Source organism: Streptomyces sp. NPDC048504 (assembly GCF_043200035.1).
GTDB lineage: Bacteria > Actinomycetota > Actinomycetes > Streptomycetales > Streptomycetaceae > Streptomyces.
In genome coordinates, this window is record NZ_JBICXA010000002.1 from 707,764 (window position 1) to 730,545 (window position 22,782).

The window sequence follows — 22,782 nt, forward strand, 5'->3', positions numbered from 1 at the left end:
GCTAGTCCTCACCCCGCCCCACACCGATCGATTCAGGTCACTTCTCGGCGATCTGCCCGGCGTAGATGTCCTTCGACGCCGGAAGTCGTACGTCCACGGGGGCCCCGAAGTCGTACAGCAACGTCGTCGAGGCGACCGCCACGGCGCTGCGGCGCTGCCCGTTGACGAAGCTGAACCGCTGGCGGACCTTGCGGACGCGCCCCTGGTCGTCGAGGTAGACGTCGAAGGGCACCCGGGCGGTGGCGAACCCTTTCGCCGCCGACCTCAGAGCCGCCTCGTTCCCCGCCGACGCGCTCCGTGCGGCGACGGCGAGATCGGTGACCCCCCGATAGTGACGCACGGAGGCCCCGGCCACCTCCGTCTTCCCCAGATACGTCGCCGTAGTCGTCCCGCGCAGCAACTCGGCGGCGGCGTACGGGTCGGTGGCGCCGCCGGTCACGAGGTTGCCGTCGGTCAGCGTCCCGGTGTCGACCCGTACCCATTTGTCTGCGGGCACCCCGGCGCCCCGGTTCTTCATGAACAGGGCGCCCGGCGCGAGGAGTTCGGTGATCGGCCGGTGCTCGCTGGCGCCGGCCGGGTCCTGCGGCAACTGCACCCTCAGCCGGCCGAGCTGCCGGCGGAAGTCGTAGACGCCCTCGCCGCGGATGGTCACGCGGGTGCCGCCGGTGGCCATCTCCATGGACGTACGGGCCTGTGAACTCCCCGCCGCCACAAGGGAGTCGGCCGCGCGCCGCACCACCGCGACCGCGTCCCCACCGCCGCGCGCGTCCGCGGTCGCCGCCCCGTCACCGACACCGCACCCACCGGTGCCGACACAGACCCCGACCACGAGTCCCGCCGCGACGACCGCCCCGCCGGCCGTCCACCGGTCCCGGCTCCGCCCGACCGGGAGGATCCCCGTCCGCTGCCGCTCCATAGCCTGCCGTACCCCCGTACGTCGTCACGGGCCCTGTCGTTCCGCTTAACGACGGGTAGATGGGCCCGTCACGCGTCGTCGCGGCCGTACAACCGCCCTATGACCGTCGCGCGACCGCCATACGAGCGCTTTACCCGGGCTCGGTACCTTGGTCGATGTGGCGCAGCAGGACGAAGGACAGGCTCCCCCCGCACATCCCGAACACCGCACGACGACGGTCGAACAGGGCCCCTTCTGCTTCGCCCGCTGCCTCTGCGGCTGGCGGGGTCCGGCGAGACGGGCGAGAAGCCAGGCCAGGACGGATGCCACGGGGCATCTGCCTGTTCCGAACCTGTGACATGCGCACGAGAACTTGTCGGGTCCGGCCCGTATCTCACTTGACGGAACCCCACAGGAGGCGAAATGGAACGGCGTTCGTTCATAGGCGGCGGCGTGGCCGCGATAGCGGCGGTCGCGACCACCGCGTGCAACGGCAGGAACACCGGCGGCGGTGACGCGACCGCCACGGCGACCAACGCCTCCGCGACGGGCACGACCGGCCTGCGCACCACCACCGCCGCGGCAGCCGCCAACTGGGCCGCCCTGGCCCGTGAGCTGGACGGCACCCTGGTCCGCCCCGGTGACGCCTCCTGGAAGACGGCCCACCAGCTCTACAACACCCGCTTCGACTCCCTGAAGCCGGCCGCGGTGGCGTACGTCGCGAACCCCGACGACATCCGCTCGGTCCTCTCCTACGCCCGCGCCCACAACATCCGCGTCGCGATCCGCAACGGCGGCCACTCCTACGCCGGCTACTCCTCCGGCGACGGCCGCCTCATCGTCGACGTGTCGAAGCTGAACAAGATCCGGGCGAGCGGCTCCTCCGCGGTCGTCGGCGCCGGCGCCAAGCTGATCGACGTGTACCGGGGCCTCGCCGCGAAGGGCGTGACCATCCCCGCGGGCTCCTGCCCGACGGTCGGCGTCTCCGGCCTCACCCTGGGCGGCGGCCACGGCGTGGTCTCCCGGGCGTACGGCCTGACCTGCGACAGCCTCACCCAGGCCACGCTGATCACGGCGGACGGCAAGCAGCTGGTCGCCAACTCCACTGAGAACAAGGACCTGTTCTGGGCGCTGCGCGGCGCGGGCAACGGCAACTTCGGCGTCGTGACAGAGCTGCAGTTCAAGACCCACCCCGCGCCCCAGGCCGTATCGGGCTATCTGACCTGGCCGTCGTCGATGGCGGCGGCCGTGGTGAAGGCCTGGCAGGAGTGGGGCCCGGACCAGCCCGACGACATCTGGTCGTCCTGCCACCTCACGAACACGCCGGGCGGCACCCCCAGGGTCTCCGTCGCCGCCTTCTCCCTGGGCACCTACAACGAACTCCAGAACGCGGTCGACAAGCTGGCCCACCTGGTCGGCGGCAACGCGTCGAGCGTCTCGCTGAAGCGGCACACGTACGAGGAGTCGATGAACGCGTACGCGGGCTGCTCGTCGTTCTCGACGGACGCCCAGTGCCACCTGCCGGGCTCGACCCCGGGCCGCTCCCCGCAGGGCGCGCTGGGGCGGGAGACCTACGTGGGCCGCTCCGACTTCTTCGACCGCTCGATCTCGGCCACGGGCATCCAGACGATGCTCAGCCAGATGAAGGCGGTCCGCGGCAATTCCGGCGACATCGCCCTGACGGCCCTCGGCGGCGCGGTCAACCGCGTCTCCCCCACGGCAACAGCGTTCGTCCACCGCCGCTCCCGCATCCTGGCCCAGTACATAGTCTCCTGGCCCTCCGGCACGGCCGGCACATCAGCCCAGTCCTGGCTGACGGCGTTCCACACCGCGATGAAGCCGTACGCCTCGGGCGCGGCCTACCAGAACTACACAGACCCGACTCTGACGAACTGGCGCAAGGCGTACTACGGCGACGCGGCGACCCGCCTGACAACTTTGAAGAAGCAGTACGACCCGAGTCACTTCTTCACGTATCCACAAGGGCTATAGGCAATGCCCTCAGGGGCGCGGGGCTGTATCCATCTGCGGCTCCGCCGCGCGGACGCCACCACCCAGGGCGGGAAGTCAGCCACGGTCCGGCAGCACCTCAGGGGCGCGGGGAACTGCGCGCCCAGCCACAACGGACTCGCACACGACGAACCGACCTCCCGGCGGAGCAATCACGCCGCAAGGTCCCGCTCCTCCGTCCCCGAAGTCTCCGTACGAGCCCCCGGAATCACAGCCCCAACCCGCCGAGCATCAGCCGACCGAACCAGCCACCCACCCCACGCCGACCCCTCAACCGCCTTGAGCACCGGCGTAAGCAGAGCCATGGCAACCGGCGAGAGAAGCAGAGCAACAGCCGTACCCAGCGCGAACCCACCGATCACATCGGTCGGATAGTGCACGCCCATATAGACCCGGCAGAACCCTTCGAACAACGCGAGCCCGATCCCCGCCAGCCCGAACCGCCGATCCGCGACGAACATCGCGACCCCCATCGCCATGGTGATGGTCGCGTGATCACTCACGAACGAGAAGTCGGTCTTACCGGAGACGAGGACATCGAGCCCGGTGTGGTCGAGGAACGGCCGGGGCCGCTCCACGAACCCCCGTATGGGCACGTTCACGAGGACGGCGAGCGACGCGGCGACCGGCGCCCACACAAGGGCGGCGACGGACGCCGCGGAGTCCTCGCCCCCACGCCGCCGCACAGTCCACCAGCACCACACCACGAGCAGCACCATCGCGACGAGCAACCCGTACTCACCGACGAACTCCATGCCGCGGTCGAACCAGTGCGGTGCGTCCTTGGCGAGCCCATTGATGTCGTAGAGCAGATCGACGTCGGGATTCGACCCGGATTCGGCGAGTACAGCCATGGTGCTGCGGCTCCTTCGTCGTAGTTCCGGGCGCACCTCTCGTGCGCATTACTGAACAGGAACGCACGGTCCCGCTTAATACGTTCCACCCTCTACCGAATGATCACTCAGACGTTATCGAAGAGAGACTCATCGCCGCAGCTCAGGGGGTGGGTTCACGCTCGGTTCACACCGTCGTGGGGAGCGCTTTCGCGCCATCTTCGGTGACCCGGGTGGCGCCGAAGTAATCGGGGGTGTCAATGGGGTCGAACCGGATCACAGCGCCCGTCCGGGGTGCGTCGATCATGTACCCGCCGCCGACATAAATCCCCACATGCCGGATGGCACGGGAATTGGTGAGGTCGTCCGAGAAGAACACCAGATCTCCCGGCAGCAATTCGGCCCGCTGCGGATGCGGTCCCGCGTTGTACTGATCGTTCGCGACGCGCGGCAGCGTGATCCCCGCCTGGGCGAACGCGGCCTTGGTCAGCCCCGAGCAGTCGAAGCGCCCGCCCTGGTCGGCGGTGCCGTTCCCGCCCCACAGATACGGGGTGCCGAGCTTGGTCTGGGCGTACGTGATGGCGGTGGCGGCCTGCTCGGAGGGATCGACCCGGCTGACGGGCGCGGCGAAGCTCTGCGAGAGCGTCGTGATCGTCTTCACGTAGTTCTTGGTCTCGGAGTACGGCGGCACGCCCCCGTACTTGATGACCGCGTACGCCCCCGCGTTGTACGAGGCGAGCATGTTCGCTGTCCGGTTCCCCGGCACGTCCTTCACGTACGAGGCGAGCTCGCAGTCGTAGGTCGCGGCCGACGGAATCGCGTCATTCGGATCCCATACGTTGCGGACGCCGTCGCCGTTGCCGTCGATCCCGTGCGTGGCCCAGGTGCCGGGGATGAACTGCGCTATCCCCTCGGCCTTCGCCGGGCTCTTCGCGTTCGGGTTGAACCCGCTCTCCTGGTACAGCTGGGCGGCGAGCAGTGCGGGGTTGAGGGCGGGGCAGAGGTTGCCCCACTTCTGCACGAGCGCCGAATACGCCGTCGGCACCGCGCCCTTGGCGAGCGCGACGCTCCCGCCGCCGGCCCCGTTCGCGAGGTTCCCGGCGACGAGGTAGACCCCGACGACGAGCAGCATCACGAAGCTGAGCCCCAGCCCAGCCGCGACCCCACCGGCCACCCATACTTTTCGCACGGCTCAACCCTCCCCCATGACAGCCCTGTTCAAGGCCATTTCCGGGGAGGGTGGCGGCATTTCGCCGTGCTTCCACCACATCTGACGCGTATTCAGCGAGTCGCCCCCACCCCACACCACGCCTTACAGCGCCTCATTACGGACGATCCGCACGACTACGGACCAGCGGCCCTACGACGGATCAGTCGTCGCATCCTTGTACAACTCGGCCGCCTCTTTCCCGAACACGACGCTGTACGAGATGTCGGGCGTCAGCCCGCCCTGCTCATGCCCGCCGATGACACCCACGACCTGCTGGTCCCCGTTCACCCAGGGACTCCCGCTGGTGCCGCCGGGGAAGCCCGGGCAGTCGATGCGCTGCTGGGTGCCGCTGTGCAGGGTGGGCTTGTTGGTGCAGCTGATGGGCTGGTCGGTGGCGGAGGGATACCCGGTGATCGTCACCGCCGTGGCCCCGGTCGCCGTCCCGGTCGTGAACCGGTCGGCGCCGACGACGTCCTCGATGTTCTTGCCGTCCACCTCGACGAGCGTGGCGAAGCCGATGTCGCTGTCCTCGGCCTGCCCCTTGGACCACCCGTCCGGCAGGAACCGCTGCTCGACCTTCCACACCCCGTACGGCGCCTTGCCGTCCCGGTAGCCCGGCACGAAGACGTCTCCGGGGTCCCCGTCCAGGCAGTGCGCGGCGCTGACGATGAGGTTGTGCCCCGCGCTGTGCACCACGGACGCGGTGCAGTGGTGCCCGCCGGCGAGGCTGGTGGCATGGGCCGCCCCGAACAGGGCGCCGACCCGCACGCTCTGCTTGTTCACCTCGGTCACGGTGGTCACGCCGAAGGGCCCCGGACCGTCGTCGGCGGTCGCCACGGACGCCGAGGTAAGGGCCAGCGTCACCACGGCGACGAACAGCGCGTACCTGCGGTTGCCCGCGAGGCGAGCGGAACGGGAGATGCGTGAGCTGCGCTTCATCGGGCCCCACTCTGTCCCACGAAGGTGAGAAAGGACGTCGACGTTTACTGAAATTTCGCTGTGAACAGCGCGTTCGCGCTCAGGTCGACGCTTGGTCCGGCGGTCTGTCCACCGTACTGTCCGTCCGTCCCTCCCGCCTCTCCTGCGCGATACTCGACGTCTCCCCGGCACTCGACGAAGGAAACCCCGTGTCCGACATCCCCCCCGACCTCACCTGGGAACGAGCCGCTCCGCCGGATGCCACGGGCCCCGGCCCCTGGATCGAGCTCGCCTTCGGTCCGGGCGACGACGGCGAGGCCCCGGTCTACATCCGCGAGACCAGCGACCCTTCGATCGTCGTCATCACCAATCGCCGCAAGTGGGACGCCTTCGTACTCGGCGTACAGGCAGGCGAGTTCGACCATTTCGTGGAGGGCTTGGAGGACGTGAAGGACGCCACGGCCACAACAGCCCCGGAAACCAAGGGAATCGGACCGGATGGCGCATAGAAGCCGCGTCTACGCCCTCCTGATCGACACCCCCGGCCCGGAGGCCGCCGCCGCGGCGGCCTTCTGGTCGGCGGCACTCGGCACCCCGGCGGAACCGGTCCCCGGCGAGGACCAGTTCACCACGCTCCACGAGGCAATTCCCGGTCTGGTCACGGCGGTTCAGTCGATCGACGATCCCAACCCGCGCTTCCACATCGACATCGAGACCGACGACGTGGAGGCGGAGACCACCCGCCTGCTCACCCTCGGCGCGACCGAGACCGCCCGCTGGCTGGAGTGCCGAGTACTGCGTGCCCCCGGCGGCCACCTGCTGTGCGTCCTCCCGGTGCACAGCGACCCGGCGGTGTTCAACGCCCAGGCGCGCACCTGGAGTTGAGGGAAGCCAGGGGGAGCCGGGGGAGGCGAGCTGGGGAGCGGCTCAGAACGTGGTCGTGATCCCGCCGTCCACCGCGATCGTCTGCCCGGTGATGAACGACGCCGCGTCGCCCGCCAGGAACACCACGATCCCGGCGATCTCCGCCGGCCGCCCCCAACGCCCCAGCGCGGTACGGCTCTTGATCCACCGCCCCCACTCGGGGTCGTCCGCCAGCCCGGCGTTGACCTCGGTCGCGAACGGCCCCGGGGCCACCGAGTTGACCGTCGTACCGCTGGGCCCCAGGTCCGCGGCCAGTGCCCGGGTCAGCCCGTCGAGGCCGGCCTTGGCGGTGGCGTAGGCGATGTCCCCGGCGCGGCCCAACTGGCCGACGACCGAGGAGACGTTGATGATGCGGCCCGGGGTGCCGCGCGCGGCCAGCCCTTCGGCGACCGTCCGGCTCAGTGCGTACGCCGAGGTCAGATGGACGTCCAGCATGTGCGCCAGCTCGTCCGGGGTCATGGCGTCGAGCCCGCGCCGGTCCCGGTGCCCGACGTTGTTGACCAGCACGTCGATGTCCCCGAGACCGCCCATCGCCTCCCGCGCCGCCGCACGATCGGTCACGTCGAAGACGGCGGCCGAGGCGTCCAGACCGTCGTCACGCAGCGCGGCGACGGTCGCCGCCGCGGTGGCCGGATCCCGCCCGTTGACCAGCACCCGGGCGCCCGCCCTGGCCAGGCCCCGCGCCATCTCCAGGCCCAGCCCGCGCACCGAGCCGGTCACCAGAGCCGTACGCCCGCCGAGCGCGAAGTCGTCTTGGCCACCCATCCCGCGACCTCCACCGATACCGACACTGAAACACTCGTTTCAGTTACGGTAGCGCAGTGGGTACGACACCGTCATCACCGCCGGCACCGCCTTCGCCCCGGCGCACCGAACTCCTCGACGCCTGCTACGGCTACCTCCTGGAACACGGCCTCACCGGCCTGTCCCTGCGCCCCCTGGCCGCCGCCACGGGCACCAGCCCGCGCGTCCTGCTCTACCTCTTCGGCAGCAAGGACGAGCTTCTACGGCAACTGCTCGCCCGGGCCCGCCACGAGCAGCTCGGGATGATGGCCGCGGTCCTGGCGAAGCCGGACAACACGGTCGGTACGGCCGGTGACGGCTTCGACGCCCTGGCGGACAGCCTGTGGACCTTCCTCTCCGCACCGGAACAACGCCCCATGGTGCGGCTGACGTACGAGGCCTTCCTGCTGTCCCTCAGCCACGACCCCGGCCCCTGGGCAGGCTTCGCCGGCGAGGCGGCCCGCGACTGGCTCGACCTCCTCGTACGGGCCCAGCCCCCCGGCACACCGCCCGCCCTCGCGGAGACGAGAGCGACCCGGGCCCTGGCCCTGATCCGAGGCCTCCTCCTCGACCTACTGGCCTGCGGAGACGACGACCGGGTAAGAACGGCCGCAGCCCACGACTGGCAACGGTGACCCGCCGGCACGCCGCGAACCCCTTGCGAGCGGACAGTGCGCCGGGCTCCCTTGCGAGCCGATGGTGCGCCGGGCTCCTGAGCGAATCCAGTCCCCCGTGACCCTGAGCGAGTCCGATCCCCGTGACCCTGAGCGAGTCCGATCCCCGCGGCCCCGGGCGAACCTGACCCCCGCAACCTTGAGCGAGTCCGACCCTGCGGCCCCGGGCGTGCCTGATCCCCGTGACCCTGAGCGAGTCCGATCCCCGTGGCGCCGAACGGGCCTGATCCCCGCGACCCTGAGCAAGTCCGACCCTCGCAGCCCCGGGCGAGCGTGATCCCCGTGACCCTGAGCGAGTCCGATCCCCGTGGCGCCGAACGGGCCTGATCCCCGCGACCCTCAGTACGTCCGCCCCCGCAACCTCGGGCGAACCTGACCCCCGCAACCTGAGCGGGTCCGACCCTGCGGCCCTGAGCGAGTCCGCCCCCCGCAGGCCCGAGCCAGCCTGGTCCCCGCGGCCCTGAGCACGTCCGCCCCCGCAACCCCGGGCGAACCTGACCCCCGTGACCCTGAGCACGTCCGACCCCGCAGCCCCGAGCGAGTCCGATCCCCCCGCAGCCCGGATCCACCGAACCCGACCGGTGATCAACCGATACCGCCACCGGCCGCCGCCCAACACCGACCGGCCGACCTCACTCCTGCCTCGACCTCTGCCCCGACTCCTGACCGGAGGACACCCGCCCCAACTCCGCCAACCTCACGCCTGCCCCGGCCTCACACCTGCCCCGACTCCCGACCGGAGGACTCCCGCCCGACTCCGCCGACCTCACGCCTGCCCCGACGCCGCCCGCGCCGGAACGCTCAGCACCGGGAAACCCACTCCCGTAAGCCCCTCCGACGCCTCCCACAACCGCTCCGCCGCCTCCACGTCACTCGCCGCCGTGCTCCGACCGACCAGCGTCGGCGCGCCTCGCATCTCGCCCATCCCGCTCGGGCCGGCGAAACTCGCGCCCGGAAGGTCCTGGGTCGCCGCGAAGAGCGTCGGCAGGGCGCCGCCCTTGTCGTCCTGGGCGAGGACCTTGTTGCCGACGGCCATGAGCACGCGCGCGACCGGGTTCGCCGTATGGCTCTGGAGATTGGTAGCCGCCCAGCCCGGGTGGGCCGCGAGGGAGCGGACGCGCGAGCCCGACTCCGTGAGCCTGCGCTGGAGTTCGAGCGTGAAGAGCAGGTTGGCGAGCTTGGACTGGGAGTACGCGCGCTGCGGGCTGTAGATCCCGTCCAGGTTCAGGTTCTCGAAGTGGATGACGCCGTCGCCCATCCGGTGCGCGCCGGAGGAGACGGTCACCACGCGGTCGGTGATGTGCGGCAGCAGCAGGTTCGTGAGGGCGAAGTGGCCCAGGTGGTTCGTGCCGAACTGCATCTCGAAGCCGTCACTCGTCCGCTGCTCGGGGAGCATCATCACGCCGGCGTTGTTGACGAGCAGGTCGAGCGGCCCGTCCCAGCCCTCGGCGAACTCCCGCACGGACGCCAGATCCGCGAGATCCAGCCGCCGCACCTCGGTGCTCCCGCTCACCTTGGCCGCCGCGGCCCGCCCCCGCTCCAGGTCCCGTACGGCGAACACGACATGCGCGCCCGCACGGGCCAGCTCGGCGGCGGCCGCGAACCCGATCCCGCTGTTGGCCCCGGTGACGACGGCGGTACGCCCGGAGAGGTCAGGAATCCGCCCGACGTCCCACTTGGCCTTGCTCTTGCTCGTGCCCTTGCTGCTGCTGGTCCTGTCCTTGTTGTCCATGCCCTTCAATGTAGGCAACGCCAACAATGCTGTCAATGACAACAATGGTGACGGTGACAACAATGTCGGCACCGACAACATCGGGATACGATGGTCCGCATGCCCGTACGCCCCTATCACCACGGAGACCTGCGCTCCGCCCTGCTCGCGAGCGCGGAACGCACCCTGCTGGAGAAGGGGGTTGCGGCGCTGTCCCTGCGCGAACTGGCCCGGGACGTGGGCGTCAGCCACGCGGCCCCCGGCCGCCACTTCAAGGACAAGCAGGCCCTGGTGGACGCCTTGGCCCTGACCGGCTTCGAACGCATGGCCAAGGAGCTGACCGCCGCAGACAGCCCCGAACTCCCCCTCGAAGCCCGCCTCACCGAACTGGCCAGGACCTACGTCCACTTCGCGGTCACGAACGCCGAACTGCTGGAGGTCATGTACTCCCGCAAGCACGACGCGGACATCTCCGAGCAGCTCCGGGCGGCCGTGGACGGCACGACAACCCAGTTCGTACAGATCGTCATCGACGCCCAGGAGCGCGGCGAGATGATCCCCGGCCCCCCTTGGACCATCGCCCTCGTCCTCGGCGCCGCCCTCCACGGCACGGCATCCTTCGCAGCCCAGGGCACCCTCACCCCCGAGGCCGCGGTAGCCGACATCCCCGCCTTGATCCACCACTTGCTGAACGGCCTCAAGCCCCGCGACAACTAGCAGCGAGCGACGACTACTTGGGGCGCGGGGCTGTATCGATAGGCGACTCCGCCGCGCGGCCGCGACAAGCCACCCGCACCCCGTCACCCCGTCACCCCGCCCCACCGCAACCCCCTCAGGGGCGCGGGGAACTGCGCGACCAGCCCCCACCCACCCGCACCCCGCAAACGACCGAACCACCCACCCGGAACCCGGCCGCAACCCCAGTCAACGCGCGTCCCGCTGTGAAGTTCCGGTGGAGAGAGTCAAGCCCGAGCCATCCCCACCCCATCCCGCCGCCACTGATCAGCAATCCCCCAACCCCCTTGAGTAACGCGGAAGTCAGAATTCCGGAACCCTCCTTGTTGTCACGTACTCAACAAGAGATGGTCATCGCGGGCCGCCGCCCCCACCGGGAACCTCACCGGTGGACCCCCCACCCGCAGGCCTCTGCCAACCTCTCTCTGGAGGCTGTACGTTGCGTACGTCACCCCCCAACTCCCCCCACATACGCGGCAACTGGCGCAGACTCGGCTCCGCCGCCACCGCGACCGCCGCACTCCTGCTCGCCGGACTCGGCACCGCGGCCCACGCAAGCGCGGCCACCGCCCCGCACAAGGTGACCGCCAAGACCGTCGCCGCACAGGTCGCCAAGGCCCATGTGCAGTACGCGAAGATCGGCTGCGCCGCGACCCCGAAGAAGGGCTTCGCCGCGTGTAACGCCCTCCGTGTCACCGGCGGCACCACCGCCTTCATGGAGAAGCAGGCCGCGCTGAAGGGCATCGCGCCCAAGACCATCTCCCCGAAGGCCGCCTCGGACGACCCCACCGGCTATGGCCCCTCGGACATCCAGTCCGCCTACGGCCTGGCCGACGCGGCCGCCGACAACGGCTCCGGCGAGACCGTCGCCATCGTCGACGCCTACGACGACCCGAACGCCGAGGCCGACCTCGCGACCTACCGCTCCTACTACGGCCTCTCGGCCTGCACGACGGCCAACGGCTGCTTCAAGAAGGTCAGTCAGACCGGCTCGACGACCTCCCTCCCGACCGCCGACAGCGGCTGGGCCGGCGAGGAGTCCCTCGACGTCGACATGGTCAGCGCGACCTGCCCGAACTGCAACATCCTCCTGGTCGAGGCCAAGTCGGCGAGCGACGCCAACCTCGGCACCGCGGTGAACGAGGCCGTCAAGCTGGGCGCCAAGTTCGTCTCGAACTCCTACGGCGGCTCGGAGTCCTCCTCCGACACGTCGTACGACACCTCGTACTACAAGCACGCGGGCGTCGCCATCACCGCCAGCGCGGGCGACGAGGCCTACGGCGCCGAGTACCCGGCCGGTTCGCGGTACGTCACCTCGGTCGGCGGCACCAAGCTCTCCACGTCCTCCAACTCCCGCGGCTGGACCGAGTCCGTCTGGAAGACGAGCAGCACCGAGGGCACCGGCTCCGGCTGCTCGGCGTACGACGCCAAGCCGTCCTGGCAGACCGACACCGGCTGCACCAAGCGCATGATCTCCGACGTCTCCGCCGTCGCCGACCCCGCCACCGGCGTCTCGGTCTACGACACCTACGGCGCCGACGGCACCGGCTGGGGCACCTACGGCGGCACCAGCGCCTCGTCCCCGATCATCGCCTCGGTCTACGCGCTGGCCGGCACCCCCGGCAGCAGCGACTACCCGGCGTCGTACCCGTACGCCGCGGCCGGCACCTCCGCCCTGAACGACGTGACGAGCGGCAACAACGGCACCTGCTCGACGAGTTACTTCTGCACCGCCAAGTCGGGCTACGACGGCCCGACCGGCTGGGGCACCCCGGAGGGCGTGTCCGCCTTCACCGGCTGACCGCACTCCACTCCGCAAGAACCTCCCCGTCGGGTCACGGGGAGCCGCCGGCAGAGGGGGACGTGGGGTCCCCTCGGCGGAGCAAATGGCAACGGGCCGCGGCAACCAGCCGCGGCCCGTTCGCCATGCCGCACGCATCGTGCCGCACGCCCCGCGCCCCTGTATCCATGTGCTACGCGACTGCGTGACCAGTGGAAACACCATGGAAATACTGTGAGTTGGGTCAAGCTGGCGCCACTCGATGGCCATCGGAGAGCCATCGGCAAGTAAGGGCCAGACCTCGTTCGGCAATACGGAGGTCAGGATTCCAGCAGCCTCTTGTTGTCGCGTACTCAACAAGGGATCGTCATCGCGGGCCGCCCCCCACCGCCGGGGAAACCGCACCGGCGACACGCACCCGCACCGCCCCTGTTCCACCAACTCAGGAGGCTGCACCTTGCGTACCACGACCCCCAACTCCCCCCACACGCACGGTAGATGGCGCCGCACAGGGTCCGTCGTCATCGCCACAGCCGCACTCGTCTTCACCGGTCTCGGCACCGCCGTACAGGCCGACGCCGCGGCGAGCGCCACCACCTCCACGAAGGTGACGTACGCCGCCACCCCCTGTGCGACCCCCAAGCACACGGGCGACCTCACCTGCAAGTCCTACCGCGTCACCGGCGGCCTCACCGCCTTCCAGAAGATGCAGGCCGCGAAGACCGGCATCACCCCCAAGGCGGCCGACGCGTCGACCCCCTCCGGCTACAGCCCGACCAACCTCCGCTCGGCCTACGGCCTGACCTCCGCCGCCGCCTCCAACGGCTCCGGCGAGACGATCGCGATCGTCGACGCGTACAACGACCCGAACGCCGAGGCCGACCTCGCCACCTACCGTTCGTACTACGGCCTTTCGGCCTGCACGACGGCCAACGGCTGCTTCAAGAAGGTCAGTCAGACCGGCTCCACGACGTCCCTCCCCACCAGCGACGCCGGCTGGTCCGAGGAGATCTCCCTCGACCTCGACATGGCGAGCGCGATCTGCCCGCTCTGCAACATCACCCTCGTCGAGGCCACCAGCGCCAGCTACGCCAACCTCGGCACCGCCGAGAACGAGGCCGTCGCCCTGGGCGCCAAGTTCGTCTCGAACTCCTACGGCGGCTCCGAGTCCTCCTCGCAGACGACGTACGACACCTCGTACTACAAGCACGCGGGCGTGGCCATCACCGTCTCCTCCGGTGACAGCGCCTACGGCGCCGAGTACCCGGCAACGTCCCAGTACGTGACGGCGGTCGGCGGCACCAAGCTCTCCACCTCCTCCACCACCCGCGGCTGGACCGAGACCGTCTGGAAGACGTCCAGCACCGAGGGCACCGGCTCCGGCTGCTCCTCCTACGACGCCAAGCCCACCTGGCAGACCGACACCGGCTGCACCAAGCGCATGGAGTCCGACGTCTCCGCCGTCGCCGACCCCGCCACCGGCGTCTCCGTCTACGACTCCTACGGCGTCACCGCCGGCTGGTACACCTTCGGCGGCACCAGCGTCTCCGCCCCGATCATCGCCGGCGTCTACGCCCTCGCCGGCACCCCGGCCAGCGGCACCTACCCGGCGCAGTACCCCTACGACTACGCGGGCACCTCGTCCCTCAACGACGTGACCAGCGGCAACAACGGCACCTGCACCACGTCGTACTTCTGCACCGCCACGACCGGCTACGACGGCCCGACCGGCTGGGGCACCCCGGAAGGTGTGTCCGCCTTCGCCAACTGACGGACGGTGACCTGCCCCCCACCCTGAACTGATCACCAGTCACATGTCGTGCCACAGTGGGTCGTGGGGGCCACACCTGGCACGGGAGAACGGGCCGCGGCATCCAGCCGCGGCCCGTTCATCATGAGAACATCAAGGCGAACCCAATCCAGTAATCAGGGGCTAACGACCGAACCACGGACAGGTTCCGCTGCGGAATCGTTGCCCGGCGTTACCTACCGTGATACACAGAGTGACCATACGGGGTATTCGTACGAAACCCGCCAATCAATGACGCCAAGTCGACATCGCACGGCGCCTTTGTCGGCGACAATGATGCCTGACCTCTGCGCACCTGCAGGGGATGCGGAACTACCCACCAGGGGCGGTGACTTACATGCTCTTCGCGGCCGACAAGGGAGACATCAACACCATCATCGGGGGGATCGCTCCGGACTGGGGCCCCTTCGGCAGCCTGGGTAACGAGGCGAAGGTGATGATCGAGGTCGTGATGGCGGTCGCCATCCTGCTCTGCCTCGGTATCGCCGTATGGGGTGCGGCCAAACAGCGCATCGGCGCGACGGCGCTCCGCGACACGTTCAGCGCGGAACAGGGCAAGGGACTCATCGTCGCCGGCCTGACCGGCGTCTTCATCATCGGCTCCCTCGGCACCCTCTTCACGATCGTGTACGGCATGGCCGTGTAGCCGGTCCCGACCGGAGTCCCCCTCTCCCCACCCATCCACTTCCCCGCCCGTCGTGCCCACCGGCTGAGGTTGCGTTTCCCTGATGTCGAGTCACCACTCCGCGCCCGCGCGGGAACCAGCACGGCTACCGTCGTACTTCCAGATGTTTCTGGACGACGGCGAAGGGGCGTACCCGGCATGAGTCCCGGAGACGAGCACGAGACCTCCGGCGGTTACGGCGGCACCGGCCAGACCCGCACCCGCTACCCCCAGGGAACAGGCGACGTCTACGGCGGCGCCCGCCGCGGCGGCAGACCGTCCTCCTCCAAAAGCCTGGTGACGGTCGTCGGAGTCGTCGTCCTCCTCATCGCCGCGATCGCCTTCGCCAACCGCGGCGACGGCACGTCATCGTCGAACGACGGCAGCACGTCAAGCGGCTCAAAGCCGGACGCCGCCTCCACGACGGCGACCGGGACGAAGCCGGTGGAGACGAAGACCGGGGGGGTTCCGTCGGGCTTCGCGCACACCGAACAAGGCGCGCAGTCGGCGGCGGCGAACTACTCCGTGTCGCTGGGCTCGACCGGCATGTTCCAGAAGGAGATCCGGCACTCGCTCGTGAACTCCCTCTACACGCCCGGTGCCGCGAGCAAACTGACGGGCCCGATGGACCAGGCCTACTCGGCCGACTTCCTCAGCAAGCTGGGCCTCGACGCCAACGGCAAAGCACCGACCGGCAGCACGTTCGTCTCCCGCGTGATCCCGGTGGGCACGACCGTCCAGCAGTACAGCGACAGCGCCGCGAAGGTCTCGGTCTGGTACGTGGGGCTCATCGGCATGTCCGGGCAGACATCGACCGACCCCGTCACCACCTCGTGGAAGACCTGGACCTTCGGCCTCCAGTGGTCCAACGGCGACTGGAAGATCGCCACGGACTCCCAGAAGGACGGCCCCGCCCCGGTACCCGGCGACGACACGGCCGCCACCTCGGACGAGATCAGCAAGGCCATCGACGAGTACGGAGGGTTCACGTATGCCCGGTAACCCGCAACGCGTGTTCCGGCTCGCCGGAGCCGTGACCGCCGTACAGACGTCCCTCGTGCTGCTGGCCACCCATGCCGTGGCCGCGACCCCCAGCCCGACGCCATCGGCGTCCCCGAGCATCGACTGCTCCGCCATCGTCGGCGACGCCAAGAAGTACTGCGAACGCGGCAACGCCGTCAGCGGCTCCACCACAACCCCCAGCACCACCGACACCCTCGACCCCCTCTCCTCCCTCGGAAAGGGCTGCGCCGAAGCCGCCTCCTGGACCATCGACAAACTCAGCGACGCCGTCAAGGACACGGCGAACGTGGACTTCACGAACGCCAAATTCCTTCAGCAGTACGCCGTCGTCTTCGCCGCGTCCACGATCCTCACCCTCCTCCTGTGGCTCCTCGCGGTAGCGAAGCGCGCGGTACGAGGCGTCCCCCTCACCACCGCGATCTCCGAAGCCATCGGCTTCCTCTGGCTCACGGTCATCGCCTCCGCGTTCACCCCCCTGATCCTGTACACAGTCGTCTCCGCCACCGACGGCATCACAGAAGTCCTCGCGAAAACCACGGGCAACCAGACGGACACCTTCTTCGGAAACTTCTCCGGCGCCCTCGCCAAGGGCAACAACATCGGCGGCGGCCCGATCATGCTGATCGTGGTCTCCCTGGTCAGCATCCTCGCCGCCGGCGTCCTCTGGCTGGAGCTCGTCATCCGCGCCGCCCTCCTCTACGTCGGCGCCCTCCTCGGCACCGTCGTCTACGCGGGCCTCGTCGACAAGAACCTGTGGGGCCACGTCCGCCGCTGGGCCGGCATCATGATCGCGGTGATCCTGGTCAAACCGGTCATCGTGATCGTGCTGGGCCTGGCCGGCGCGCTGTCCACCGCCGACGGCCCGGACTCGTTCTCCGCCGTCGTCTCCGGCCTCGCGATCATCCTGCTCGCCATCTTCGCCAGCGCGATGATCTACCGCTTCGTCCCCGGCTTCGGCGACGAGATCGCCGGCGGCCGCAACAACCGCATCATGCAGGGCGCCGAGGGCAAGGCCGCCGCGGTCATCAGCTCCCCGGCCACCATGGTCGCGCAGGGCATCAAGACCCACAGCGCCCGTACGAACGACGGCGGGGGCGGCCAGTCCTCGTCCGGCGGCGGCGCCCGCCCGTCCAACCCGGTCTCCGGCGGCGTCGCGGCCCACAGCAGCCGCCCGTCGGGCGGCGGCGGAGCCGTCCCCTCCGCCGCGCCCGCGCCCCGCCAGAGCCCGGCGAACACCCCGCACGCCAGCAACGCCCGCAACAACCGCACGGGAGGTGAAGGGCGTTGACGACAGAGTCCCACCTGTCCCATCCGATCACGCCCCGCCGGACATATCTCATCGGCCGGGCCCGGCCGAACGCGATCGTCGGCAAGAATCGCGAGACCGGCGAGATCGCGCTCATCATCGTGGGCGCGTTCCTCGGCATGATGAGCGGACTCCTCGTCCCCGTCCTGTCCCTGCGCATCGTGCTGCTGACGGGCTTCCCGATGCTGGCGCTGATGGCGGTCTACGTGCCGTACAAGCGCCGTACGTTCTACAAGTGGTTCGAGATCAACCGCAGTTACAAGCGGACCCTGCGCAACGGCACGACGTACCGCTCCTCCGTCATGGAGGCCGGCGTCCACCTCGACGGGCGCGAGGTCGAGATCGGCCCGCCGCCCGGGATCGGCCGGATCAACTGGCTGGCCGCCCCCTTCGGCCCGGACGAGATCGCCGTACTGCTGCACGCCGACCGCCGTACGGTCACCGCGGCGATCGAGATCGAGGGCCCGGGTGTCGGCCTGCGCGACAGCGAGGACCAGGAGGCCCTCGTCGACCGCTTCGGCACACTCCTCAAGCACGTGGCGAACGGCGACGGCTTCGTCACCCGCATCCAGATGCTCGCCCGCACCCTGCCCGCCGACCCGGACGCGCACGCCAAGGACGTCGCCCAGCGCGGCGACGAGAAGTCACTGACCTGGCTGCAGCACTCGTACGACCAACTGCAGTCGATGGTGTCCACCAGCAGCGAGCAGCACCGCGCCTACCTCGTCGCCTGCATGCACTTCAACCGCGAACTCTCCGCCGAGGCCCACGCGATGGCCCGCGCCGCCCGCCCCCAGGCAGGCCGAAAGCTCGACCGGGACGCCGGCCTCGCGGTCGTCATGGCGCGTGAACTCACCGACATCTGCTCACGGTTGCAGGAGGCGGACATCCGCGTACGGCAGCCGCTCGGCCAGGGCCGGCTCGCCTCGCTCATCCACTCCATGTACGACCCGGACCACCCCATCGACCACCTCCAGGCGATGACGAAGCGCAACGCCTGGCCGGCCGAACTCGACGCCATGGAACCGACGTTCCTCCAGGCGAAGACCCGTGAGTCGTCGACCCGCGAGCCGTGGTGCCACGCCACGGCCTGGGTGAAGGAGTGGCCGATGACCCCGGTGGGCGTCAACTTCCTTGCCCCGCTGCTGGTTCACACCCCGGACGTGATCCGCACAGTCGCCGTCACGATGGACCTCGAACCCACCGAGATCGCCATCGAGCGCATGCTGACCGAGAAGACGAACGACGAGGCCGACGCCTCCCGCGCCGCCAAGATGAACCGCACCGTCGACCCCCGTGACGTCGCCGCCCACGGCCGCATGGACCAGCGCGGCGAGGACCTGGCGAGCGGCGCGGCCGGCGTGAACCTGGTCGGCTACATCACCGTCTCCTCCCGCAACCCCGAGGCCCTCGCGCGCGACAAGCGCACGATAAGGGCGTCCGCCGGCAAGTCGTATCTGAAGCTGGAGTGGTGCGACCGCGAGCACCACCGCGCGTTTGTGAACACACTGCCGTTCGCCACCGGCATCCGGAGGTAGGGCTCAGATGCGGGATCCGCTGTCCGTCCTCACCGACGCCTTCACGTCCTTCCTCTTCGGAAAGATCGAGTCCACCCGCCTCCCCGTCCGCACCTCGACGGGCCAGGCCCAGGCGGTCTACCTGCCAACGGCCGCCCCCGGCCTGGGCGACTCGGGCGTCATCATCGGCCGCGAGGTCTACTCCGGCAAGGGCTACATCTACGACCCCTTCCAGCTCTACGGCCAGCAACTCCCCGCCCCTCACTGGCTGGTGCTCGGCGAGTCCGGCAACGGCAAGTCGGCCCTGGAGAAGACGTACGTCCTACGCCAACTGCGCTTCCGCGACCGCCAGGTGGTCGTCCTGGACGCCCAGGGCGAGGACGGCGTCGGCGAATGGAACCTGATCGCGGAAGAGTTGGGGATAACTCCCATCCGCCTGGACCCAACTGCCGCCCTGGACATGGGAATCCGCCTCAACCCCCTGGACCCGGCGATCACGACGACAGGCCAACTCGCCCTGCTCCGAACGATCATCGAGGTGGCGATGGGCCACGGCCTCGACGAACGCTCCGGCTTCGCGCTGAAGGTGGCGCACGCCTACGTCAACGAGACGATCGTCGAACGCCAGCCGGTCCTCATGGACATCGTCGAGCAACTACGCCACCCCGAACCGGAGTCGGCCGAGGCGATGAACGTCGCCATAGACGACGTACGGGCGTGGGGCCTGGACGTCGCCCTCGTCATCGACCGTCTGGTCGACGGCGACCTCCGCGGCATGTTCGACGGCCCGACGACGGTGGGCATCGACCTCGACGCCCCGCTCATCGTCTTCGACCTGTCCCACATCGACCGCAACTCCATCGCCATGCCCATCCTGATGGCGATCGTCGGCGTCTGGCTGGAACACACCTGGATCCGCCCCGACCGGAAGAAGCGCATCTTCCTGGTCGAGGAGGCCTGGCACATCATCAACAGCCCCTTCGTGGCCCAACTCTTCCAGCGCCTGCTGAAGTTCGGCCGCCGCCTGGGCCTGTCGTTCGTGGCGGTGGTCCACCACCTGTCGGACGTCGTCGACGGAGCAGCCGCAAAGGAAGCGGCCGCGATCCTGAAAATGGCCTCGACGCGAACGATCTACGCCCAAAAAGCGGACGAAGCCCGAGCAACCGGGCGGGTGTTGGGACTGCCACGCTGGGCGGTAGAGATCATCCCGACCCTCACCCCCGGTATCGCGGTCTGGGACGTCAACGGCAACGTCCAGGTGGTCAAACACCTGATCACCGAGACGGAACGCCCCCTCGTCTTCACCGACCGCGCGATGACCCAGTCCTCCCGCGACCACGACCAGGAACTGACCGACGACGCCCTGCGCGCCGCCGAGTTGGAGGCCGAGGAACGCGCGGCGGCCTTCATGGAACAACAGTTGAGCGATCTCGACGGCTCCTCCGAGTCCACGGTGGCGTGAACGGCGGTGGCATGACATGAGACCGGACGACGGCGGACGCGAGCGCCAAGGGGGCATCCCCGACGGCCTGTTGGTGAGCCTGCTCGCGTTCCTCATCGGCATGACGCTGCTGGTGTGGTCGGCCACGGGCCTGGCCGCCCTGTTCTCCAAGGGCAGTTGGCCGACCGGCGTGACCTTCGCCCGCACCCCGATGGCCATGCGCCACCTGATCGCCCAGCCGCACGACATCACCGGCGCCTGGCCCCAGTCCCCACCCGCCGAGTTCTCCGGCTACGGCCTCTTCTGGGGCCTGTTCATCGGCCAGTTGATGATCCTGGTCGTCCTGACGGTGTTCGTGATGGGCACGTTGGCGAGATGGCGGGCGGTAAGGGCAAGGACGCGGGCGAAGAGCCTGGTAGTCCCGCCCTCGCCGGAGCCCCAAGAGGTACCGATACAGCGCCCGGAACCACAGCAACAACCGCAGCCGCAGCCGACGGTTCTCCTGGAACAGGCGCCCCCTGCACCGCATTTGGGGACCTCTCTGTCCAACGGTGAACGGGTGGGCGGGTGGGAAAAGGTCTTTCTGGCGACAGCGGAAAGCCGCCAGACCACAGCCACCCAGGCCGTACGGGACGCGGAAGGCCCAGTCCTAGTAGTCACATCGAACAAAACGGTCTGGCAGGACACCAAAGACGCCCGAGCCAAACTGGGCCCGGTCCTCCTCTACGACCCCACCCACCTCTGCGACACCCCGGCCCGCCTCCACTGGTCCCCCACAACGGGCTGCGAGGACAAACAAACAGCGGTGAGAAGAGCCACCGCCCTCCTCACCCCGGTGAGACCCACCGCGAAGATCGACCAGGCGGTAGCGGACACAGCCGAGACACTCCTCCGCAGCTACCTGCACGCCGCCGCGATCGACGGCCGCACCATCCGCCACGTCCACCGCTGGTCCCAGGGCACCCAGATCCAGGACGCGGTAAGAATCCTCCGCACCAACCCCAAGGCCGCCCCCGGCGCAGCAGGCGAACTGGAGGCGGCACTCACGTCCCACCCCGAACGCCGGGACATCGCCCAGGAGTTGACGAGCCGCGCGCTCTCCTCCCTCTTCACGGTCAACATCCGCGAAGCCTGCACACCCAACCGAACTGACGCCCTCTCCTTGGATTCCTTCGCGAGCGAAGGGGGCACGCTTTATCTGGTCGGTGAATCCATCGAGGACCCCCGTACGAACCCGGGCGCGATGCCTCTCCTCACCGCCCTCGCATCAAGCGTGGTCGAGCGCGGCCGGCACATGGCCGAACGGTCATCGGCCGGTCGCCTCGACCCACCAATGACACTTGTCCTGGACGACGTCGCCGCCGTGGCCCCGCTCCCCCAGCTCCCGGAGCTCCTCGCCACAGGAGCAGACCGAGGCCTACCCACCCTGGCCCTCCTCCGCTCCAGAGAACAGGCCAGGGCCCGCTGGCCCCACCATGAACTACCGGCCTAGCAACGGGACTTACGACCCCGACAGCTACGGCTACGGTCGCTCGACCGCCATCTCCAGCTCACGCTCGTCCGAGTTCCCGCCCAACGGCACGACGACGCCCGTGGGTATGAAGCCGACCTTGCCGTAGAAGCGCCGGGCCCGCTCGTTGTCCTCGTGCACGATGAGCCGCACCCGCTCGACCCCACGCCCCCAGGCCCACTCAAGGGCCGCATCGAAGAGCACCTCGGTCAGCCCGATGCCCCGCACCTCCGGCCGCACGAACACCCCGACGATGTGCCCCTGCTTCCGCTCGACCGCAAAGCCGGCCCAGTCGACGGTCCCGGCCTCCTCAAGGAGCACGGTCACCGTCCCGACCCACTCCCCGTCGGGCCCCTCGGCAATGATCTGCTGAGCCTTCTCAGCCCCTTCTGCAGCCCCTACGGCCCGCTCCTTGTAAAAGGAGTCCGGCTGAGCCAGCGCCGTGTCGTAGGTCTCCATGAAGGCAAGGTGCGCGACGGGATCCCGCAGGGCAACGAGCCGCAGCTCCTTCGCCGCGGCCCACTCGTCGGCGCGTATCGAACGGATCTTGTAGTTCATGCCAGCCACGGTAGCCGAAACGCAGAAAACCCCTGTACCGAATAAACGGTACAGGGGTTTTCGCAATATTTGTTCGGCGGCGTCCTACTCTCCCACAGGGTCCCCCCTGCAGTACCATCGGCGCTGTAAGGCTTAGCTTCCGGGTTCGGAATGTAACCGGGCGTTTCCCTCACGCTATGACCACCGAAACACTATGAAACAAGCAACCGCACCACACCCGGTGACCCCCGGGAATGGGGTTGTTCGTGGTTTCAGAACCAACACAGTGGACGCGAGCAACTGAGGACAAGCCCTCGGCCTATTAGTACCGGTCACCTCCAGCGGTTACCCGCCTTCCAGATCCGGCCTATCAACCCAGTCGTCTACTGGGAGCCTTAACCCCTCAAAGGGGGTGGGAACACTCATCTCGAAGCAGGCTTCCCGCTTAGATGCTTTCAGCGGTTATCCCTCCCGAACGTAGCCAACCAGCCATGCCCTTGG

General features: G+C 69.1%; 21 protein-coding genes and 2 rRNA genes. 14 read left to right on the forward strand and 9 right to left on the reverse strand.

From position 1 onward, the window contains the following. Positions 1–37 precede the first annotated feature (37 nt). Positions 38–916: a hypothetical protein gene (locus ACGFY9_RS07625; protein ID WP_393752815.1), complete on the reverse strand. Its 879-nt coding sequence runs from the start codon at positions 914–916 to the stop codon at positions 38–40. Between the two features lie 148 nt (positions 917–1,064). Between ACGFY9_RS07625 and ACGFY9_RS07630 the strand changes: the two genes are divergently transcribed. Both ACGFY9_RS07630 and ACGFY9_RS07635 read left to right on the forward strand, forming a co-directional pair. After that, on the forward strand, positions 1,065–1,253 hold the full coding sequence (locus ACGFY9_RS07630) for a hypothetical protein (protein WP_393752816.1): 189 nt from the start codon (positions 1,065–1,067) through the stop codon (positions 1,251–1,253). A gap of 65 nt (positions 1,254–1,318) precedes the next feature. Continuing rightward, on the forward strand, positions 1,319–2,887 hold the full coding sequence (locus ACGFY9_RS07635) for an FAD-dependent oxidoreductase (protein ID WP_393752817.1): 1,569 nt from the start codon (positions 1,319–1,321) through the stop codon (positions 2,885–2,887). 170 nt (positions 2,888–3,057) lie between these two features. On the opposite strand, the gene ACGFY9_RS07640 is transcribed toward ACGFY9_RS07635, so the two are convergent. The 3 genes from ACGFY9_RS07640 to ACGFY9_RS07650 all read right to left on the reverse strand — a co-directional run bounded on the left by ACGFY9_RS07640 (position 3,058) and on the right by ACGFY9_RS07650 (position 5,887). Continuing rightward, entirely contained in the window at positions 3,058–3,759 is a 702-nt protein-coding gene (locus ACGFY9_RS07640) for a phosphatase PAP2 family protein (RefSeq protein ID WP_393752818.1), read from the reverse strand. A gap of 166 nt (positions 3,760–3,925) precedes the next feature. Then, positions 3,926–4,870 carry an NlpC/P60 family protein gene (locus ACGFY9_RS07645; RefSeq protein WP_393752859.1) on the reverse strand — a complete coding sequence of 315 codons (945 nt, stop codon included), beginning with the start codon at positions 4,868–4,870 and terminating at the stop codon, positions 3,926–3,928. Between the two features lie 228 nt (positions 4,871–5,098). Beyond that, positions 5,099–5,887, reverse strand: coding sequence for a trypsin-like serine peptidase (locus ACGFY9_RS07650; RefSeq protein WP_393752819.1), 789 nt, complete (start codon positions 5,885–5,887; stop codon positions 5,099–5,101). Positions 5,888–6,075: 188 nt separating this feature from the next. Between ACGFY9_RS07650 and ACGFY9_RS07655 the strand changes: the two genes are divergently transcribed. Together ACGFY9_RS07655 and ACGFY9_RS07660 are read left to right on the forward strand one after the other, a co-directional pair. Further along, on the forward strand, positions 6,076–6,375 hold the full coding sequence (locus ACGFY9_RS07655; RefSeq protein WP_393752820.1) for a DUF397 domain-containing protein: 300 nt from the start codon (positions 6,076–6,078) through the stop codon (positions 6,373–6,375). Next, on the forward strand, positions 6,365–6,751 hold the full coding sequence (locus ACGFY9_RS07660) for a VOC family protein (protein WP_393752821.1): 387 nt from the start codon (positions 6,365–6,367) through the stop codon (positions 6,749–6,751). The genes ACGFY9_RS07655 and ACGFY9_RS07660 overlap by 11 nt, the downstream gene beginning before the upstream one ends. Before the next feature lie 42 nt (positions 6,752–6,793). Here the strand turns inward: ACGFY9_RS07660 and ACGFY9_RS07665 are convergent, their stop codons facing one another. Continuing rightward, on the reverse strand, positions 6,794–7,555 hold the full coding sequence (locus tag ACGFY9_RS07665; RefSeq protein WP_393752822.1) for an SDR family oxidoreductase: 762 nt from the start codon (positions 7,553–7,555) through the stop codon (positions 6,794–6,796). Between the two features lie 56 nt (positions 7,556–7,611). Here ACGFY9_RS07665 and ACGFY9_RS07670 point away from each other — a divergent pair, with 56 nt between their 5' ends. After that, the gene (locus ACGFY9_RS07670; protein ID WP_393752823.1) at positions 7,612–8,208 is read left to right on the forward strand and encodes a TetR/AcrR family transcriptional regulator; all 597 of its coding nucleotides are present in this window, start codon (positions 7,612–7,614) and stop codon (positions 8,206–8,208) included. Between the two features lie 805 nt (positions 8,209–9,013). Here the strand turns inward: ACGFY9_RS07670 and ACGFY9_RS07675 are convergent. Further along, positions 9,014–9,979 carry an oxidoreductase gene (locus ACGFY9_RS07675; protein ID WP_393752824.1) on the reverse strand — a complete coding sequence of 322 codons (966 nt, stop codon included), beginning with the start codon at positions 9,977–9,979 and terminating at the stop codon, positions 9,014–9,016. A gap of 99 nt (positions 9,980–10,078) precedes the next feature. Between ACGFY9_RS07675 and ACGFY9_RS07680 the strand changes: the two genes are divergently transcribed. The 9 genes from ACGFY9_RS07680 to ACGFY9_RS07720 all read left to right on the forward strand — a co-directional run bounded on the left by ACGFY9_RS07680 (position 10,079) and on the right by ACGFY9_RS07720 (position 21,726). Further along, positions 10,079–10,675, forward strand: a complete 597-nt coding sequence (locus tag ACGFY9_RS07680) for a TetR/AcrR family transcriptional regulator (RefSeq protein ID WP_393752825.1) — start codon at positions 10,079–10,081, stop codon at positions 10,673–10,675. Positions 10,676–11,132: 457 nt separating this feature from the next. Continuing rightward, positions 11,133–12,494: a peptidase S8 gene (locus ACGFY9_RS07685; RefSeq protein ID WP_393752826.1), complete on the forward strand. Its 1,362-nt coding sequence runs from the start codon at positions 11,133–11,135 to the stop codon at positions 12,492–12,494. 436 nt (positions 12,495–12,930) lie between these two features. Continuing rightward, entirely contained in the window at positions 12,931–14,244 is a 1,314-nt protein-coding gene (locus ACGFY9_RS07690; RefSeq protein ID WP_393752827.1) for a peptidase S8, read from the forward strand. A 376-nt stretch (positions 14,245–14,620) separates the two neighbouring features. Further along, complete coding sequence (locus ACGFY9_RS07695; RefSeq protein ID WP_019065418.1) at positions 14,621–14,929, forward strand: hypothetical protein; 309 nt, start codon at positions 14,621–14,623, stop codon at positions 14,927–14,929. A gap of 177 nt (positions 14,930–15,106) precedes the next feature. After that, positions 15,107–15,949, forward strand: a complete 843-nt coding sequence (locus ACGFY9_RS07700) for a hypothetical protein (protein ID WP_393752828.1) — start codon at positions 15,107–15,109, stop codon at positions 15,947–15,949. Further along, on the forward strand, positions 15,939–17,258 hold the full coding sequence (locus tag ACGFY9_RS07705) for a hypothetical protein (RefSeq protein ID WP_393752829.1): 1,320 nt from the start codon (positions 15,939–15,941) through the stop codon (positions 17,256–17,258). The genes ACGFY9_RS07700 and ACGFY9_RS07705 overlap by 11 nt, the downstream gene beginning before the upstream one ends. Then, on the forward strand, positions 17,255–18,814 hold the full coding sequence (locus ACGFY9_RS07710) for an SCO6880 family protein (protein WP_393752830.1): 1,560 nt from the start codon (positions 17,255–17,257) through the stop codon (positions 18,812–18,814). The genes ACGFY9_RS07705 and ACGFY9_RS07710 overlap by 4 nt, the downstream gene beginning before the upstream one ends. Before the next feature lie 7 nt (positions 18,815–18,821). After that, positions 18,822–20,255 carry an ATP-binding protein gene (locus ACGFY9_RS07715; protein WP_393752831.1) on the forward strand — a complete coding sequence of 478 codons (1,434 nt, stop codon included), beginning with the start codon at positions 18,822–18,824 and terminating at the stop codon, positions 20,253–20,255. Between the two features lie 16 nt (positions 20,256–20,271). Then, positions 20,272–21,726, forward strand: a complete 1,455-nt coding sequence (locus ACGFY9_RS07720; RefSeq protein ID WP_393752832.1) for a type VI secretion protein — start codon at positions 20,272–20,274, stop codon at positions 21,724–21,726. A gap of 30 nt (positions 21,727–21,756) precedes the next feature. Here ACGFY9_RS07720 and ACGFY9_RS07725 read toward each other — a convergent pair whose 3' ends face one another. The 3 genes from ACGFY9_RS07725 to ACGFY9_RS07735 all read right to left on the reverse strand — a co-directional run. Further along, positions 21,757–22,302: a GNAT family N-acetyltransferase gene (locus ACGFY9_RS07725; protein ID WP_393752833.1), complete on the reverse strand. Its 546-nt coding sequence runs from the start codon at positions 22,300–22,302 to the stop codon at positions 21,757–21,759. A gap of 71 nt (positions 22,303–22,373) precedes the next feature. Continuing rightward, positions 22,374–22,490: ribosomal RNA gene (rrf, locus tag ACGFY9_RS07730) — 5S ribosomal RNA — on the reverse strand. A 93-nt stretch (positions 22,491–22,583) separates the two neighbouring features. Next, positions 22,584–22,782, reverse strand: a 23S ribosomal RNA gene (locus tag ACGFY9_RS07735); the annotation flags it as partial.

What these genes read in the sequence shown, in the direction of transcription:
- ACGFY9_RS07625 (WP_393752815.1), bottom strand. Translation starts at nt 916, where the DNA reads ATGGAGCGGCAGCGGACGGGGATCCTCCCGGTCGGGCGGAGCCGGGAC.
- ACGFY9_RS07705 (WP_393752829.1), top strand. Translation starts at nt 15,939, where the DNA reads ATGCCCGGTAACCCGCAACGCGTGTTCCGGCTCGCCGGAGCCGTGACC.
- ACGFY9_RS07715 (WP_393752831.1), top strand. Translation starts at nt 18,822, where the DNA reads ATGCGGGATCCGCTGTCCGTCCTCACCGACGCCTTCACGTCCTTCCTC.
- ACGFY9_RS07650 (WP_393752819.1), bottom strand. Translation starts at nt 5,887, where the DNA reads ATGAAGCGCAGCTCACGCATCTCCCGTTCCGCTCGCCTCGCGGGCAAC.
- ACGFY9_RS07725 (WP_393752833.1), bottom strand. Translation starts at nt 22,302, where the DNA reads ATGAACTACAAGATCCGTTCGATACGCGCCGACGAGTGGGCCGCGGCG.
- ACGFY9_RS07695 (WP_019065418.1), top strand. Translation starts at nt 14,621, where the DNA reads ATGCTCTTCGCGGCCGACAAGGGAGACATCAACACCATCATCGGGGGG.
- ACGFY9_RS07640 (WP_393752818.1), bottom strand. Translation starts at nt 3,759, where the DNA reads ATGGCTGTACTCGCCGAATCCGGGTCGAATCCCGACGTCGATCTGCTC.
- ACGFY9_RS07635 (WP_393752817.1), top strand. Translation starts at nt 1,319, where the DNA reads ATGGAACGGCGTTCGTTCATAGGCGGCGGCGTGGCCGCGATAGCGGCG.
- ACGFY9_RS07720 (WP_393752832.1), top strand. Translation starts at nt 20,272, where the DNA reads ATGAGACCGGACGACGGCGGACGCGAGCGCCAAGGGGGCATCCCCGAC.
- ACGFY9_RS07645 (WP_393752859.1), bottom strand. Translation starts at nt 4,870, where the DNA reads ATGCTGCTCGTCGTCGGGGTCTACCTCGTCGCCGGGAACCTCGCGAAC.
- ACGFY9_RS07665 (WP_393752822.1), bottom strand. Translation starts at nt 7,555, where the DNA reads ATGGGTGGCCAAGACGACTTCGCGCTCGGCGGGCGTACGGCTCTGGTG.
- ACGFY9_RS07675 (WP_393752824.1), bottom strand. Translation starts at nt 9,979, where the DNA reads ATGGACAACAAGGACAGGACCAGCAGCAGCAAGGGCACGAGCAAGAGC.
- ACGFY9_RS07680 (WP_393752825.1), top strand. Translation starts at nt 10,079, where the DNA reads ATGCCCGTACGCCCCTATCACCACGGAGACCTGCGCTCCGCCCTGCTC.
- ACGFY9_RS07660 (WP_393752821.1), top strand. Translation starts at nt 6,365, where the DNA reads ATGGCGCATAGAAGCCGCGTCTACGCCCTCCTGATCGACACCCCCGGC.
- ACGFY9_RS07700 (WP_393752828.1), top strand. Translation starts at nt 15,107, where the DNA reads ATGAGTCCCGGAGACGAGCACGAGACCTCCGGCGGTTACGGCGGCACC.